Below are 15,495 nucleotides of genomic sequence, written 5' to 3'. Positions count from 1 at the left end.
ACAATACATTAGTTTGCGCTGGATTGCTGCCGCTTATCGGAAAAAAGGAGCCTTAAGGCTCCTTCTTTAGCAAAACTCGCAGTGACCAACCCGTCTGCCACCCTGAAGCCTTAAGTGAGGCTAAATACGGCAGGCGGGTTTTAAGATCTTAGCGACGCAGACCCAGACGCTCGATCAGGCTGGTGTAGCGTGCAACATCTTTACGCTTCAGGTAATCCAGCAGTTTACGACGCTGAGAAACCATACGCAGCAGGCCGCGACGGCTGTGGTGATCTTTTTTGTGCTCAGAGAAGTGACCCTGAAGGTGATTAATCTGCGCAGTCAGCAGAGCAACCTGCACTTCGGTAGAACCACTGTCATTTGCATCACGACCGTAATCAGCAACGATCTGCGCTTTAGCTTCAACACTTAGAGACATATTACAACTCCAATTTTAAGATAAATGTACAGGTGCCGATCTCTAATTCAGCAACCCAATGGTAAAGCCGCGCTATTCTACTCTTAGCCTGCCGCTTTCGCAAACGGCGGTTCAGAATATTCAACCACCAGTCTTTTTGGCGCAACGCGACCGTCATCGGCAATTTCAGCCATGCCAATGAATTTACGCGCTTCCCCTTCCGTAACGCGAACGCGCCCTGAAGCCGGAGCCGAGGCCGCCTGCACGGGCTGGCCCTGTTTGAACCAGGCCGCCACCGAACTCATCAGGTTCACTTCCGGATAAGCCGCAGCCGGGCTGTCCATGGGCATCAGCAACGGATCGAGCAGATCTGCCGCTGCTTTCCCGGCAACGGTGGACTCTTCGAGCAACGCGTTCAGCTGCTCCAGCGTCACCATCCGGTTTAGCGGATAGGTCGCTACCTGCAAGCGCCGCAGGTAGATAACGTGCGCGCCACAGCCAAGCAGCTCACCCAGATCGTCAGTAATGGTGCGGATGTAGGTGCCTTTGGAGCAGTGTATTTCCAGCTCCAGCTCCGTGCCTTCCCAGCGAATCAGCTTCAGGTCATAGACCGTGATGCTGCGCGATTCGCGGGGAACCTCGATGCCTTCACGCGCATATTCATAGAGCTTGCGGCCCTGATATTTCAGCGCTGAATACATCGACGGCACCTGTTGCGTTTCGCCGCGAAAGCTTTCCAGCGCCGCGTCGAGCTGCGCCTGGGTGACGTTTACGGGACGCGCACTGATAATCTGACCATCCGCGTCTGAGGTATCGGTGCGCTCGCCAAGACGCGCAATCACGCGATAGCGCTTGTCCGAATCAAGCAGGTATTGTGAAAACTTGGTGGCTTCGCCAAGGCAAATTGGCAGCATGCCGGTAGCCAGCGGATCCAGCGCGCCGGTATGACCGGCCCGATTCGCGTTGTACAGGCGTTTCACCTTTTGCAGCGCGTCGTTGCTGGAAAGACCCGCCGGTTTATCCAGCAGCAGCACGCCATGAATATCGCGTCCGCGACGACGTGGGCGACTCATTACTCCTCCTGGTCTTCTTCCGCAGAACCACGACGCTCAGCGTCGCTTCTCACCACGTTAGTGACAAGGTTGGACATCCGCATCCCCTCGACCAGAGAGTTGTCGTAGAAAAAGGTCAGCTCAGGCACGATACGCAGGCGCATCGCTTTACCCAGCAGGCTACGGATGTAGCCAGAAGCATCGCCTAACGCGCGCAGGCCGCCTTTGATTGCCTCTTCGTCTTTGTCGTTCAGGAAGGTCACAAACACTTTGGCATAGGCCAGGTCGCGAGAAACATCAACGCCGGAAACGGTTACCATCATGCCCAGACGCGGATCTTTGATCTCGCGTTGTAAAATAATTGCGATCTCTTTTTGCAGCTCCTGAGAAACGCGCTGCGGGCGACCAAATTCTTTCGCCATAATAGAACTCTCCAAATAATTTGGGAGGCGCAATGGCCTCCCAAACAGGTCACTCGTTTAAGGGACCGTTAAGCGATAGTACGCTGGATTTCAATGATTTCAAAGACTTCTATCATATCGCCAGGACGCACATCGTTATAGTTGCGGACGCCGATACCACACTCCATGCCGTTGCGGACTTCGTTAACGTCATCTTTGAAGCGGCGCAGGGATTCCAGTTCGCCTTCATAGATAACCACGTTGTCGCGCAGCACGCGGATGGGATTGTGACGCTTAATATTACCTTCGGTCACCATACAGCCGGCAATAGCGCCGAACTTCGGTGATTTAAAGACATCACGCACTTCAGCCAGGCCAATAATCTGCTGTTTGTATTCAGGCGCCAGCATACCGCTCATCGCCTGTTTCACTTCATCAATCAGATTATAGATGACGGAGTAGTAGCGCAGATCCAGGCTTTCAGCGTCAATGACGCGACGGGCAGAAGCATCAGCACGTACGTTGAAGCCGATAAGGATAGCGTTTGACGCCGCAGCCAGCGTGGCATCGGTTTCGGTGATGCCACCCACGCCGGAGCCGACGATTTTAACTTTAACTTCTTCCGTGGAGAGTTTCTGGAGAGAGTCAGCGATAGCTTCAACTGAACCCTGCACGTCTGCTTTCATCACGATATTCAGTTCGGAAACTTCGCCTTCGGTCATGTTCGCAAACATGTTCTCCAGCTTAGATTTCTGCTGACGCGCCAGTTTAACTTCGCGGAATTTGCCCTGACGATACAGTGCCACTTCGCGCGCTTTCTTCTCGTCACGCACAACGGTTGCTTCGTCACCGGCGGCAGGCACACCTGAAAGGCCCAGGATCTCAACGGGGATCGACGGACCGGCTTCCAGAACTTCACGTCCCAGTTCGTCGCGCATGGCACGAACGCGGCCGTATTCAAAGCCGCACAGCACGATGTCGCCTTTATTCAGCGTACCTTCGCGCACCAGTACGGTAGCAACCGGGCCGCGGCCTTTATCCAGGAAGGATTCAATGACCACGCCGCTCGCCATGCCCTGACGTACTGCGGTCAGTTCAAGCACTTCCGCCTGTAGCAGGATAGCGTTCAGCAGATCGTCAATACCCGTTCCGGCTTTCGCTGAAACGCTGACGAACATGTTTTCGCCGCCCCACTCTTCCGGGATGATACCGTACTGAGTCAGTTCGTTTTTAACGCGGTCCGGGTCCGCTTCCGGTTTATCGACCTTGTTCACCGCAACCACAACCGGCACTTTCGCCGCTTTGGCGTGCTGGATTGCTTCGATGGTCTGAGGCATCACGCCATCGTCAGCAGCCACAACCAGAATAACGATATCCGTTGCCTGCGCACCACGAGCACGCATAGCGGTAAACGCGGCGTGACCTGGGGTATCAAGGAACGTCACCATGCCGTTATCGGTTTCGACGTGGTAAGCACCGATGTGCTGGGTAATGCCGCCCGCTTCGCCGGAGGCAACCTTGGTGGAACGAATGTAATCCAGCAGCGAGGTTTTACCGTGGTCAACGTGGCCCATGATGGTCACGACCGGCGCACGAGATTCCATTGCCGCATCGGTATCACGATCGCTCATTACCGCTTCTTCCAGTTCGTTCTCGCGGCGAAGGGTCACTTTGTGTCCCATCTCCTCGGCAACCAGCTGTGCGGTTTCCTGATCGATAACCTGATTAATGGTGGCCATGGCGCCCATTTTCATCATCACTTTGATGACCTGAGAGCCTTTCACCGCCATTTTGTTAGCCAGTTCGGCAACGGTAACGGTTTCGCCGATGACCACATCGCGGTTGACCGCCTGCGCAGGCTTGTTGAAGCCCTGTTGCAGCGTACTTGGCTTGCGCTTGCCGCCTTTGCCACCGCGGAACTGCGCACGGGCTTCTTCGCGATCGGTTTTCGCTTCCGAATGCTTATTGCCTTTCTTGCGCTGCGGTGCTTTCGCAGGGCGCGCGGCGCGCGTACGGCGGTCGCCTTCAACCTGCGCATCGTTTTCGTCTTCGGCCGCGCGCGCATGGGTTGAGGTGGTTACGTGATAGTCAGACGTATCCTCAACGACTTTCTCCGCTGCCGCCCACTCTTCGCCTTTCTCTTCGGCCATTTTGCGGGCTTCTTCCGCTACGCGCTTCGCGTTCTCTTCGATTTTACGACGCGCTTCTTCTTCAGCTTTACGCTTCAGTTCAGCGGCTTCTGCTTCACGGCGGGCTTTGTCGGACTGCGAAGCCTTCATGGTTTCGTCGGTATGTTGATTGCTCACTTTGTCTTTTTCCGCTGCTGCACGTTTGGCCTTGTCTGCGGCCTCACGTTTAGCGTGCTCCTCGGCTTCACGTTTCGCTTTTTCTTGAGCTTCGCGTTTGGCTTTTTCTTCAGCCTCGCGATGAGCCAGTTCTTCCGCTTCACGCTGCGCCTGCTCTTCTGCTTCCGCCTGTGCGGCTTCGGCAGGATCGCCTTTCACATAGGTGCGCTTTTTGCGGACTTCGATCTGTACGGATTTACTTTTACCCCCGGTGCCGGGAATATTCAAGGTGCTGCGCGTTTTACGCTGCAAAGTCAGTTTTCCCGTACCGCCGCTATGATCGCGGTTCAGGTGGTTCAGGAGCGTTTCTTTTTCATGCTGCGTCACAGAATCTGTTTCAGACTTACGGATCCCTGCATCAGCAAACTGCTGTACCAGGCGTTCTACCGGGGTCTGAATTTCTGCGGCCAGCGATTTTACGGTTACATCTGTCATGCTGTTCCTTCCTGCTACAGTTTATTACGCGTCGTCGCCGAACCAGCAGATATTACGTGCGGCCATAATCAGCTCGCCTGCCTGCTCATCGCTCAGGCCATCAATATCTGTCAGGTCGTCAACGCCCTGCTCGGCAAGATCTTCCAGCGTGCAAACGCCGATCTTAGCCAGCCTGTATGCCAGCTCGCGATCAAGACCTTCCAGGTTTAGCAAATCTTCAGCCGGCTGGTTGTCGCCCAGGCTTTCTTCTTTCGCCAGCGCAAGGGTGGTTAACGCATTTTTCGCCCGATCGCGCAGCGCTTCTACCGTCTCTTCATCCAGACCGTCGATTTGCAGCAGTTCATTGATCGGCACATAGGCCAGCTCTTCCAGCGAAGAGAAGCCCTCTTCAACCAGAACGGTGGCAAACTCCTCGTCAATATCGAGGTGTCGGGTAAAGACGTCGATGGCGGCATGGGCTTCAGCCTGATGCTTCGCTTGCAGGTCGTCAACCGTCATCACGTTCAGCTCCCAGCCGCTAAGCTGCGAAGCCAGACGCACGTTCTGGCCGTTACGCCCAATCGCCTGAGCCAGGTTGCCGGCTTCAACGGCGATATCCATGGTGTGATTGTCCTCATCCACGACGATAGACGCGACATCCGCCGGGGCCATCGCATTGATCACGAACTGAGCCGGGTTATCGTCCCACAGCACGATATCAATACGTTCGCCTCCCAGTTCGCTGGACACCGCCTGAACGCGCGCACCGCGCATCCCTACGCAGGCGCCGACCGGATCGATACGCTTGTCGTTGGTTTTCACCACGATTTTAGCTCGTGAGCCGGGATCGCGCGCGGCGGCTTTAATTTCAATCACTTCTTCGCCGATTTCCGGCACTTCAATGCGGAAAAGTTCGATCAGCATCTCAGGTTTAGAGCGGCTGACGAACAGTTGCGCACCGCGAGCTTCGGGACGAACGTCGTAAAGCACGCCGCGAATACGGTCGCCCGGACGGAAGTTTTCGCGCGGCAGCATGTCTTCACGAATGATGACCGCTTCCGCACTGGTGTTCGAACCGTCAGCCGGACGGACTTCCAGGGAAATGTTGTCGCGGTTAACTTTTTTCACCACGCCGGTGATAATTTCACCCTGGTTCTCACGGAACTGGTCAACAACCATTGCGCGCTCGGCTTCGCGCACTTTCTGCACGATAACCTGTTTTGCGGTCTGGGTGGTGATACGGTCAAAGGTAACAGACTCGATCTGGTCTTCAACAAACTCGCCAACGTTAAAGGATTCATCCTCAAAGCGTGCCGCTTCCAGCGTAATCTCACGCGTTGGCATGGTCACTTCTTCAACAATAACCCAGCGGCGGAAGGTGTCAAAATCACCACTTTTACGATCGATGCTGACGCGAACGTCAATTTCCTGCTCATATTTTTTCTTGGTCGCCGTGGCCAGCGCGCTCTCCAACGCTTCAAAAATCTTCTCGCGCGGGAGTGACTTCTCGTTAGATACGGCCTCGACTACAGCTAAGATCTCTTTGTTCATCCTGGTATGCCTCAATCCGGACGTTTAAAAGTGGGGGACCAGGTTCGCCTTCTGGATATTACTCAGCGCGAACACTTCGTCTTTACCCTCAACGGCTACAGTGATCATCTCACCTTCAACAGATTTAATGATTCCCTGCCATTTGCGGCGGTTCTGAACGGCCATACGCAGCACAAGGCTCACTTCTTCGCCAATAAAACGAGCATAGTGCTCAGCAGTGAAGAGAGGGCGCTCAAGGCCTGGCGAGGAGACTTCAAGGTTATAAGCAACAGTAATCGGATCTTCAACATCAAATACTGCGCTTACCTGATGACTAACATCAGCACAATCGTCAACAGTGATGCCATTTTCACTATCAATATAGATGCGCAGAGTAGAAGTGCGCCCGCGCACAAACTCGATACCGACCAGTTCATAGCCCAAGGCTTCAACCGGTGCTGAAATCAACGCTGTTAATTTTTGCTCTAATGTGGACAATCCCACCCCCAAGACATAAAAAAAGGGCTTAATAGCCCAGTATGCTGTTTCCTGATAACAAAAAACCCCGATAAATCGGGGCTTAATGCGACTGGACCCTGTACGCCATCACTGGCGGTTCGGCACAATCCAAAAGAATTTTTTTCAAAATCAACTATAGCTAACTGTGCCGCATACTGCATACAGTATATTTGAAAAAGAACTCTAAGGGAAAGTGGTTGCGGGGGCCGGATTTGAACCGACGACCTTCGGGTTATGAGCCCGACGAGCTACCAGGCTGCTCCACCCCGCGTCCGAAAACGTGGCAAATACTACGCCGATCTTGCAGAAAATGCAAGCAAAACTGAGATTTGGTACCGAGGACGGGACTTGAACCCGTAAGCCCATGCGGGCACTACCACCTCAAGGTAGCGTGTCTACCAATTCCACCACCACGGCACTAAAGATTGCGACTTACTCTTACTTAACTCAACATCTTACTGTGGAATATCGCTACCCGGCGCGGCCGGTTTCGCTGGCTGGCTCTGCTGCTGTTGGGCAGGCTGAGACAGATTTTCCCACTCGCTTCCTTTCTGCGTTTTGTTGCTATTCAGGTTACCAAGAATCAGGCTGAAGATGAAGAACAACGTCGCCAGCACTGCGGTCATACGGGTCATAAAGTTGCCAGAACCGTTAGAACCAAACAGCGTTGCGGACGAGCCTGCACCGAATGACGCGCCCATATCAGCGCCTTTACCCTGTTGCAGCATGATCAGACCAACAAGGCCAATCGCTACAAGAAGGAAAACTACTAAAAGAGCTTCGTACATATTAACCTGTTCCTTGTACGTTAACCGTACAGTAATAGCTTCAAACCAGTCAGAGAAATAGCATTGCTGCTACCCATCAGAAGCGGGTGAGAATACTAACCAAAGCGCGCACCCTACGCAAGGGCAATTTATCACGTGGCTGCTGATTGCAGAAAAAAGCGACAGAAGCGATGTTTTACCTCAAAAAACCACCCGCAACCGATGCTTATTTGCGCAACTCGTTTTAAAAAAAAGCAACACTGGCTGAATACCGCTATACCGCTATACCGCTTTGACGGCATCGGCAATACGATGCGCCAGCGCGGTGACCTGCGCCTCATCTTCACCCTCAACCATCACACGAATCAACGGTTCGGTTCCGGATTTACGTAACAGTACGCGGCCCCGGCCATGCAGTTCGTGCTCCACCTCTGCCGTTACCGCTTTTACCGTTTCGTTTTCAAGCGGGTCCGTTGCGCCGCTGAAGCGAACATTCACCAGGATCTGCGGCAGCAGCTTCATGCCGCTGCAAAGGTCGTGCAGGCTCATATGGCTGCGCACCATAGCCGACAACACCTGCAAACCAGCGACAATGCCATCGCCGGTGGTGGTTTTATCCAGCAGGATCACATGGCCTGAGTTTTCCGCGCCCAGTCGCCAGCCCTTCTCCTGAAGTTTTTCCAGCACGTAGCGGTCGCCTACCTTAGCGCGAACAAAAGGAATGCCGAGCTGTTTCAGAGCCAACTCCAGCCCCATATTGCTCATCAGCGTGCCCACCACGCCGCCACGCAACTGCCCTTCACGCAGCCCTTCGCGCGCGATGATATAGAGGATCTGATCGCCATCCACTTTGTGCCCCAGATGATCAACCATCATGATGCGGTCACCGTCACCGTCGTAGGCCAGGCCGATATCGGCTTTCTCCGCCAGCACGCGCGCCTGAAGCTGGCGTACATCCGTCGCGCCGCACTCTTTATTGATATTCATGCCGTCCGGCTGCACGCCAAGCGTAATCACCGTTGCGCCCAGTTCGCGCAGAACGTTTGGCGCAATGTGATAAGTTGCGCCATTAGCACAATCAACCACGATTTTCAGACCGCTAAGGCTGAGCTGGCTGGGAAACGTGCCCTTACAGAATTCGATATAACGTCCGGCGGCATCGACAATGCGGCTGGCGCGACCCAGTTCCGCCGAGTCCACGCAGGTAATCGGTTTTTCCATTTCCGCTTCGATGGCTTCTTCCACATCATCAGGCAGCTTTGTACCCTCAATAGAGAAGAACTTGATGCCGTTGTCATCAAAGGGATTATGCGAGGCGGAAATAACAATGCCCGCCTCAGCGCGGAAGGTACGCGTCAGATAGGCGATGGCGGGCGTCGGCATCGGGCCGGTGAACGCAGCAGACAGGCCGGCAGCGGCGAGGCCTGCTTCCAGCGCCGACTCCAGCATGTAGCCTGAAATGCGCGTGTCTTTGCCAATAATGATTTTTTTCGAGCCGTTTCGGGCCAGAACTTTACCGGCGGCCCAGCCCAGCTTCAGCACGAAGTCCGGCGTGATTGGCGCTTCACCGACTCTGCCGCGAATACCATCTGTACCAAAATATTTACGATTACTCATAGACCCTTCATTTTTAGTATTGAGATACGTTGCCGCTTATCCTCTTGCGCTGAGCGTTGCTTCAACCACGCGCATCGCCTCAACCGTTTCTTTTACATCATGCACCCGCAGAATATGCGCGCCCTGCATGGCGGCAATGGTTGCGCAGGCGAGGCTGCCGTTCAGCCGCTGGGACGGGCCAACGTTAAGCAGTTGACCAATCATGCTTTTGCGCGACATCCCCACCAGCAGCGGCAGTCCGTGGCGATGAAAATCGGCCAGATGCGCCAGAAGCTGATAATTATGAGAGAGATTCTTACCGAAACCAAAGCCGGGGTCGAGCAGCAGTTGCTGTTTTTTGATCCCTGCCGCCTCACAACGTGCGATCTGCCCGACAAAAAAGTCATCCACTTCCTGCAAGACGTTGGAATATTCAGGAGCCTGCTGCATGTTGCGCGGTTCGCCCTGCATATGCATCAGGCAAACCGGCAGACCGCTCTCCGCTGCCGCAGAAAGGGCGCCGGGCATCTGAAGCGAGCGGATATCGTTGATCATGTGCGCGCCGACATGCGCCGAGGCGCTGATCACCTCTGGCCGCGACGTATCAACGGAAATCCAGACCTCAAAGCGCTGTGCTATCGCCTCCACAACCGGTATCACGCGCTCAAGTTCCTGTTCTACGCTCACCTCACCGGCGCCGGGCCGGGTCGACTCGCCGCCGATATCAATAATGGTCGCACCGGCATTGATCATCGCATTGGCATGCGTGAGTGCGGGGATCAGATCGTTATGCTTTCCGCCGTCGGAAAAGGAATCCGGTGTCACATTTAAAATGCCCATTACATGGGGATGTGACAGATCGAGAACGGATTCTCTGGCGTAAAGCTTCATGGCGTCTCCGGTTGGCGTTAATAAGTGATTTCGCTATTTTAGCGGCTATGAGGATATAAAAAACCCCGGTCTGCGCCGGGGTTTTGTTTATTGCGTCATTGTCTGGAGACGTTTCGGTCATCCAGCCAGTGATTACATGGTGTTGCCTGGGTTTGGCGTACGCGGTTCGTCAACCGGGCGCGGTGCCTTAGGCGAGCCGTTGTCGGAATTGTCAGAGCTGCCTGGCTCTTCCCAGCCCGCTGGCGGACGCACTTCACGGCGTGCCATCAGATCGTCGATCTGCGGCGCATCAATGGTTTCATACTTCATCAGCGCGTCTTTCATCGTGTGAAGAATGTCCAGATTTTCATTAAGAATGCGACGCGCGCGCTGGTAGTTGCCCTCGATCAGCAGTTTTACTTCCTGATCGATAATGCGCGCGGTTTCATCCGACATGTGTTTCGCTTTAGCCACTGAACGACCAAGGAACACTTCGCCTTCTTCTTCCGCATAGAGCAACGGCCCCAGTTTTTCTGAGAAGCCCCATTGCGTAACCATGTTACGTGCAATCGACGTAGCAACTTTAATGTCGTTTGATGCGCCGGTTGAAACATGCTCAGAACCGTAGATGATCTCTTCCGCCAGTCGACCGCCGTAGAGCGTGGAGATTTGGCTCTCCAGCTTCTGACGGCTCGCACTGATGGCATCGCCTTCCGGCAGGAAGAACGTGACACCCAGCGCGCGACCACGCGGAATAATCGTCACTTTATGAACCGGATCGTGCTCAGGCACCAGGCGACCGATGATCGCATGCCCCGCTTCATGATACGCGGTAGATTCTTTTTGCGCTTCTGTCATCACCATAGAGCGACGTTCCGCACCCATCATGATTTTATCTTTCGCTTTTTCGAATTCGACCATTGATACCACGCGACGGTTACCACGCGCGGCAAACAGCGCCGCTTCGTTCACCAGGTTCGCCAGGTCGGCACCGGAGAAGCCCGGCGTACCGCGCGCAATGATTGCCGCATCAATATCGGTTGCCAGCGGTACGCGACGCATATGCACTTTCAGGATCTGCTCACGACCGCGCACGTCAGGCAGGCCCACGACAACCTGACGGTCGAAGCGGCCGGGACGCAGCAGCGCCGGATCAAGCACGTCTGGACGGTTTGTCGCCGCGATGACGATAATGCCTTCATTGCCTTCAAAGCCGTCCATCTCAACCAGCATCTGGTTCAGGGTTTGCTCACGCTCATCGTGACCGCCGCCCAGTCCTGCGCCACGCTGGCGCCCTACGGCATCGATCTCATCGATAAAGATAATGCACGGTGCAGCTTTTTTCGCCTGCTCGAACATATCGCGAACGCGCGAGGCGCCGACGCCGACAAACATTTCAACGAAGTCGGAACCGGAAATGGTAAAGAAAGGCACTTTTGCTTCGCCGGCAATGGCTTTTGCCAGCAGCGTTTTACCCGTTCCCGGCGGGCCAACCATCAGCACGCCCTTGGGAATTTTACCGCCCAACTTCTGGAAACGGCTTGGCTCACGCAGGTAGTCAACCAGCTCGCTCACTTCTTCTTTCGCTTCGTCACAGCCTGCAACGTCAGCAAAGGTCGTTTTGATCTGATCTTCCGTCAGCATGCGGGCTTTACTTTTACCGAAGGACATCGCGCCCTTGCCGCCGCCGCCCTGCATCTGCCGCATGAAGAAGATCCAGACGCCAATCAGTAACAGCATTGGGAACCAGGAGATGAAGATTGATGCCAACAGGCTCGGCTCTTCAGGCGGTTCACCCACTACTTTTACGTTTTTAGTCAACAGGTTATCGAGCAACTTGGGATCGTTGACGGGTATATAGGTCGTATATCGATTACTGTCTTTTTTGGTAACGTTGATTTCACGTCCGTTAATACGCGCTTCACGGACCTGATCCTGGTTCACTTCCGACAGGAAGGTTGAGTAATCAACCCTACGGCCATTCGACTCGCTGGGCCCAAAACTCTGGAAAACAGACATCAGCACGACTGCGATGACTAGCCAGAGGATCAGGTTTTTCGCCATGTCACTCAAGGGATTAACCTCTTATTACAACTGTGTTAACAGACAGCGTAGGGTACTATATATCCGTCATACTTGGAATCGCTGCGGCGTGCCTGCGTTCGTTCACCCAACTCACCTACCTGCGTAAGCTCACCGGGATGCACTACGTGTCGCCTTTCGGCGAATCCAATTATTTTGGCTATAATTTGCGCCCTGTCGCTACAATATACACTTCGCGCGAACGTGAGCGCGAAGCGTCCGGCTTACGAATTTTTACCTTCGTAAACAGGGAGCGAATTTCCCGGAGGTAATCTTCAAAACCATCTCCCTGAAATACCTTTACTAAAAAACTGCCGCCGGGTGCCAGTACATCGCGGCACATTTCCAACGCCAGCTCGACCAGATACATTGCGCGGGGAATATCCACCGCTGGCGTACCGGTCATGTTGGGCGCCATATCTGACATCACAACCTGAACTTTTTTATCCCCAACGCGTTCCAGCAGAGCGTTTAGTACGGCTTCCTCGCGGAAATCACCCTGAAGGAAGTCAACGCCAACAATGGGGTCCATGGGTAAAATATCGCAGGCGATAACCCGACCTTTGGCGCCAATCTGCGTGACCACATACTGCGACCAGCCGCCGGGCGCGGCACCGAGGTCAACTATCGTCATTCCCGGTTTAAACAGCTTGTCAGCCTGCTGTATTTCATCAAGTTTAAACCAGGCACGCGAGCGTAGCCCTTTTTTCTGCGCCTGAAGCACATATTTATCGCTAAAATGTTCATGCAACCAGCGGCTGGAGCTGGCCGAACGCTTTTTACCAGTCATAAAATTTCCAATGACGATTCAACGTATGCGATAAATAAACCGCGCAAATCAGAATGCCGATTTGGTGATACATGAGACATGGCGGTAGAATGACCCGTTTTCAATCCCAATGTAAGTAAAAAATACGATGAATCTGAGTACCAAACAAAAACAGCACCTGAAAGGGCTGGCTCACCCGTTGAAACCTGTCGTGATGCTGGGTAATAACGGCCTGACAGAAGGCGTGCTGGCCGAAATTGAACAGGCGCTGGAACACCACGAGCTGATTAAAGTTAAAGTCGCCACGGAAGACCGTGAAACGAAAGCGCTTGTGGTCGACGCCATCGTGCGTGAAACCGGTGCAGCGAACGTACAGGTCATCGGCAAGACGCTGGTGCTGTATCGTCCCACCAAAGAACGAAAAATCGTCATTCCACGCTAAGATGCAGCGCGGAGAAAATGCCACGCTCCCGATGCTGATAAAAGGCCGCTCTGCGGCCTTTTTCTTTTCTTTACATTGTACGCCCTGCCTGCGGCGAGAGATTCAGAGGTATTCCACCTTCAAAATCTCATACTCTACGTCGCCGCCCGGCGTTTTGATCACCGTAATGTCATCAACTTCTTTACCAATCAGGCCGCGCGCCATCGGCGAATTTACAGAGATCAGATTCTGTTTAAAATCTGCCTCATCATCACCCACGATGCGGTAGGTGGACTCTTCGTCGCTGTCCAGATTGAGGACGGTCACCGTAGAGCCAAAGATCACCCGGCCATTTGCACTCATTTTTGAGATGTCTATTACCTGCGCATTAGACAACTTTGCCTCGATTTCCTGAATACGACCTTCACAGAAGCCCTGCTCTTCGCGCGCGGCATGGTATTCTGCATTCTCTTTCAGGTCGCCGTGTTCACGTGCTTCGGCGATTGAGGCGATAATTCTGGGGCGTTTAATGGTTTTCAGCTCTTCGAGCTCTTCACGCAGCTTTTCTGCGCCCCTTAGCGTCATCGGAATCTGATTCATTTCAATACCTCGTTAACTCTGTCCTGTGCGGAATGTTGTCATCCTGACAGGTTGATACAGAAAAAGCGTTCTGCGGCGCTCACCTCTAAATTACAAACGAAAAAAAACCCGACCCTGAGACATGCCCTGGGCCCGGCAGGTTTTGCATTTTGATACGTATTTTACCTCAGAGTTCCTTATGGGTCATCGTTTACTTTCCACCTTGATGCACCGTAGTATGACAGCATCACCCGTCAGTTAACGCGAGATTATGCGATTTTCACGAATTTTTAGCGGCCTGGCCTGCGCATTTATGCTGAATGCACACGCGGCACAGGTTGAAAACTACACACAATATCTACCCGACGGCGCAAACCTGGCGTTAATGGTACAAAAAATAGGCGCACCCGCACCCTCTGTCGATTATCACAGTAAGCAGATGGCTCTACCCGCCAGTACGATGAAGGTGGTAACGGCACTGGCCGCGCTGTTACAGCTGGGGCCTGATTTTCGCTTTCATACCCAACTTGAAAGCAAGGGTAGCCTGCGCGGCGGCACGCTTAATGGCGATCTGGTGGCGCGCTTTGGCGGCGATCCAACCCTGACGCGTCAGGATCTGCGCAATATGGTCAACAGTTTGAAAAAACAGGGTGTGCAGCATATTGATGGCAATCTGGTTATCGACACGTCCGTGTTCGCCAGCCACGACAAGGCGCCGGGCTGGCCGTGGAATGATATGACGCAGTGCTTCAGCGCGCCGCCTGCGGCCGCTATCGTGGATCGTAACTGCTTCTCCGTTTCGCTTTACAGCGCGCCAACGGCGGGCGACAAAGCCTTTATTCGTGTGGCCTCTTATTATCCGGTAAATATGTTCAGCGAAGTGCGTACGCTGGCGCGTGGCTCGGCGGAAGCGCAGTACTGCGAACTGGATGTGGTGCCGGGCGAACTTAACCGCTTTACCTTAACTGGCTGCATGTCGCAGCGATCTGAGCCTCTGCCTATGGCGTTTGCCATTCAGGACGGCGCCAGCTATGCCGGTGCGCTGCTGAAAGCGGAGTTGCAGGAGGCGGGTATTGATTACACCGGGCATCTGGTGCGCCAGACGCAGGCGACCCAGCCTGCAACGGTGCTGGCGGAAACACAATCCGCGCCGCTGCATGACCTGCTGAAAATCATGCTGAAAAAATCCGATAACATGATCGCCGATACGGTTTTTCGTACCATTGGTCGCGAACGCTTTGGCGTGCCGGGCACCTGGCGCGCAGGCTCGGATGCGGTACGGCAGATCATGCGGCAGAAAGCCAATATTGATATGGGCAACAGTATCCAGGTGGACGGCTCCGGCCTTTCACGTCACGATCTGATTTCGCCAGATACCATGATGCAGGTATTGCAGTACATTGCCAAAAATGACCAGCAGTTAAATTTTATCTCAATGCTGCCGCTGGCAGGCTACGACGGCACGCTTCGCTATCGTGGCGGTCTGCACGAAGCGGGCGTTGATGGCAAGGTGTCGGCCAAAACGGGCTCGCTTCAGGGCGTGTATAATCTTGCCGGTTTTATGACCACGGCCAGCGGGCAGCGTGTCGCCTTTGTACAGTTTCTTTCGGGCTACGCTGTACCGCCGCAGGATCACAAACAGCGCCGCATTCCTCTGGTGCGTTTTGAAAGCCGACTGTATAAAGACGTCTATCAAAACAACTGATCATCGCAGTGCTACGGTACAAAAGAAAAAGGGGCATCGATATGCCCC

General features: G+C 54.0%; 14 protein-coding genes and 2 tRNA genes. 2 read left to right on the top strand and 14 right to left on the bottom strand.

The features are described from left to right. Positions 1–148: 148 nt before the first annotated feature. The 13 genes from rpsO to rlmE all read right to left on the bottom strand — a co-directional run bounded on the left by rpsO (position 149) and on the right by rlmE (position 12,763). On the bottom strand, positions 149–418 hold the full coding sequence (gene rpsO, locus GS12_RS02915; RefSeq protein ID WP_034917235.1) for a 30S ribosomal protein S15: 270 nt from the start codon (positions 416–418) through the stop codon (positions 149–151). 83 nt (positions 419–501) lie between these two features. Continuing rightward, positions 502–1,470 carry a tRNA pseudouridine(55) synthase TruB gene (gene truB / locus GS12_RS02910; protein ID WP_034943703.1) on the bottom strand — a complete coding sequence of 323 codons (969 nt, stop codon included), beginning with the start codon at positions 1,468–1,470 and terminating at the stop codon, positions 502–504. Next, the gene (rbfA, locus tag GS12_RS02905; protein ID WP_034917242.1) at positions 1,470–1,871 is read right to left on the bottom strand and encodes a 30S ribosome-binding factor RbfA; all 402 of its coding nucleotides are present in this window, start codon (positions 1,869–1,871) and stop codon (positions 1,470–1,472) included. Before rbfA ends, truB begins: the two co-directional genes overlap by 1 nt. 68 nt (positions 1,872–1,939) lie before the next feature. Beyond that, positions 1,940–4,630 carry a translation initiation factor IF-2 gene (infB, locus tag GS12_RS02900; RefSeq protein ID WP_034943700.1) on the bottom strand — a complete coding sequence of 897 codons (2,691 nt, stop codon included), beginning with the start codon at positions 4,628–4,630 and terminating at the stop codon, positions 1,940–1,942. 24 nt (positions 4,631–4,654) lie between these two features. After that, positions 4,655–6,160, bottom strand: a complete 1,506-nt coding sequence (nusA, locus tag GS12_RS02895; RefSeq protein WP_034943698.1) for a transcription termination factor NusA — start codon at positions 6,158–6,160, stop codon at positions 4,655–4,657. Between the two features lie 24 nt (positions 6,161–6,184). Continuing rightward, positions 6,185–6,637 (bottom strand): ribosome maturation factor RimP, encoded by a 453-nt coding sequence (gene rimP / locus GS12_RS02890; protein ID WP_034917247.1) that lies wholly within the window; start codon positions 6,635–6,637, stop codon positions 6,185–6,187. A 215-nt stretch (positions 6,638–6,852) separates the two neighbouring features. Continuing rightward, positions 6,853–6,929, bottom strand: a tRNA-Met gene (locus tag GS12_RS02885). Between the two features lie 59 nt (positions 6,930–6,988). Next, positions 6,989–7,075: transfer RNA gene (locus GS12_RS02880), tRNA-Leu, on the bottom strand. A gap of 38 nt (positions 7,076–7,113) precedes the next feature. Continuing rightward, positions 7,114–7,446, bottom strand: a complete 333-nt coding sequence (gene secG, locus GS12_RS02875) for a preprotein translocase subunit SecG (RefSeq protein ID WP_034917249.1) — start codon at positions 7,444–7,446, stop codon at positions 7,114–7,116. Positions 7,447–7,707: 261 nt separating this feature from the next. Then, the gene (glmM, locus tag GS12_RS02870; RefSeq protein WP_034943697.1) at positions 7,708–9,042 is read right to left on the bottom strand and encodes a phosphoglucosamine mutase; all 1,335 of its coding nucleotides are present in this window, start codon (positions 9,040–9,042) and stop codon (positions 7,708–7,710) included. Between the two features lie 36 nt (positions 9,043–9,078). Continuing rightward, a complete protein-coding gene (gene folP / locus GS12_RS02865) occupies positions 9,079–9,912 on the bottom strand; it encodes a dihydropteroate synthase (protein WP_034943695.1) in 834 nt (277 codons plus the stop codon). Between the two features lie 132 nt (positions 9,913–10,044). Further along, positions 10,045–11,955, bottom strand: coding sequence for an ATP-dependent zinc metalloprotease FtsH (ftsH, locus tag GS12_RS02860; RefSeq protein ID WP_034917257.1), 1,911 nt, complete (start codon positions 11,953–11,955; stop codon positions 10,045–10,047). A 178-nt stretch (positions 11,956–12,133) separates the two neighbouring features. Continuing rightward, complete coding sequence (gene rlmE / locus GS12_RS02855) at positions 12,134–12,763, bottom strand: 23S rRNA (uridine(2552)-2'-O)-methyltransferase RlmE (RefSeq protein ID WP_034917259.1); 630 nt, start codon at positions 12,761–12,763, stop codon at positions 12,134–12,136. A gap of 127 nt (positions 12,764–12,890) precedes the next feature. On the opposite strand from rlmE, the gene yhbY reads away from it, so the two are divergent. Next, positions 12,891–13,184: a ribosome assembly RNA-binding protein YhbY gene (gene yhbY / locus GS12_RS02850; RefSeq protein ID WP_034917262.1), complete on the top strand. Its 294-nt coding sequence runs from the start codon at positions 12,891–12,893 to the stop codon at positions 13,182–13,184. 102 nt (positions 13,185–13,286) lie between these two features. Here yhbY and greA read toward each other — a convergent pair whose 3' ends face one another. After that, positions 13,287–13,763 (bottom strand): transcription elongation factor GreA, encoded by a 477-nt coding sequence (greA, locus tag GS12_RS02845; protein WP_034917263.1) that lies wholly within the window; start codon positions 13,761–13,763, stop codon positions 13,287–13,289. 250 nt (positions 13,764–14,013) lie between these two features. Between greA and dacB the strand changes: the two genes are divergently transcribed. Next, positions 14,014–15,447, top strand: a complete 1,434-nt coding sequence (gene dacB, locus GS12_RS02840) for a serine-type D-Ala-D-Ala carboxypeptidase (protein WP_034917266.1) — start codon at positions 14,014–14,016, stop codon at positions 15,445–15,447. Positions 15,448–15,495 lie beyond the last annotated feature (48 nt).

It is taken from the genome of Erwinia oleae, from assembly GCF_000770305.1.
Classification (GTDB): domain Bacteria; phylum Pseudomonadota; class Gammaproteobacteria; order Enterobacterales; family Enterobacteriaceae; genus Erwinia; species Erwinia oleae.
Note: the sequence above shows the minus strand (reverse complement) of the source record. Positions and strands in the feature narration are given on the sequence as shown.

What these genes read in the sequence shown, in the direction of transcription:
- rpsO (WP_034917235.1), bottom strand. Translation starts at nt 418, where the DNA reads ATGTCTCTAAGTGTTGAAGCTAAAGCGCAGATCGTTGCTGATTACGGT.
- truB (WP_034943703.1), bottom strand. Translation starts at nt 1,470, where the DNA reads ATGAGTCGCCCACGTCGTCGCGGACGCGATATTCATGGCGTGCTGCTG.
- rbfA (WP_034917242.1), bottom strand. Translation starts at nt 1,871, where the DNA reads ATGGCGAAAGAATTTGGTCGCCCGCAGCGCGTTTCTCAGGAGCTGCAA.
- infB (WP_034943700.1), bottom strand. Translation starts at nt 4,630, where the DNA reads ATGACAGATGTAACCGTAAAATCGCTGGCCGCAGAAATTCAGACCCCG.
- nusA (WP_034943698.1), bottom strand. Translation starts at nt 6,160, where the DNA reads ATGAACAAAGAGATCTTAGCTGTAGTCGAGGCCGTATCTAACGAGAAG.
- secG (WP_034917249.1), bottom strand. Translation starts at nt 7,446, where the DNA reads ATGTACGAAGCTCTTTTAGTAGTTTTCCTTCTTGTAGCGATTGGCCTT.
- glmM (WP_034943697.1), bottom strand. Translation starts at nt 9,042, where the DNA reads ATGAGTAATCGTAAATATTTTGGTACAGATGGTATTCGCGGCAGAGTC.
- folP (WP_034943695.1), bottom strand. Translation starts at nt 9,912, where the DNA reads ATGAAGCTTTACGCCAGAGAATCCGTTCTCGATCTGTCACATCCCCAT.
- ftsH (WP_034917257.1), bottom strand. Translation starts at nt 11,955, where the DNA reads ATGGCGAAAAACCTGATCCTCTGGCTAGTCATCGCAGTCGTGCTGATG.
- rlmE (WP_034917259.1), bottom strand. Translation starts at nt 12,763, where the DNA reads ATGACTGGTAAAAAGCGTTCGGCCAGCTCCAGCCGCTGGTTGCATGAA.
- yhbY (WP_034917262.1), top strand. Translation starts at nt 12,891, where the DNA reads ATGAATCTGAGTACCAAACAAAAACAGCACCTGAAAGGGCTGGCTCAC.
- greA (WP_034917263.1), bottom strand. Translation starts at nt 13,763, where the DNA reads ATGAATCAGATTCCGATGACGCTAAGGGGCGCAGAAAAGCTGCGTGAA.
- dacB (WP_034917266.1), top strand. Translation starts at nt 14,014, where the DNA reads ATGCGATTTTCACGAATTTTTAGCGGCCTGGCCTGCGCATTTATGCTG.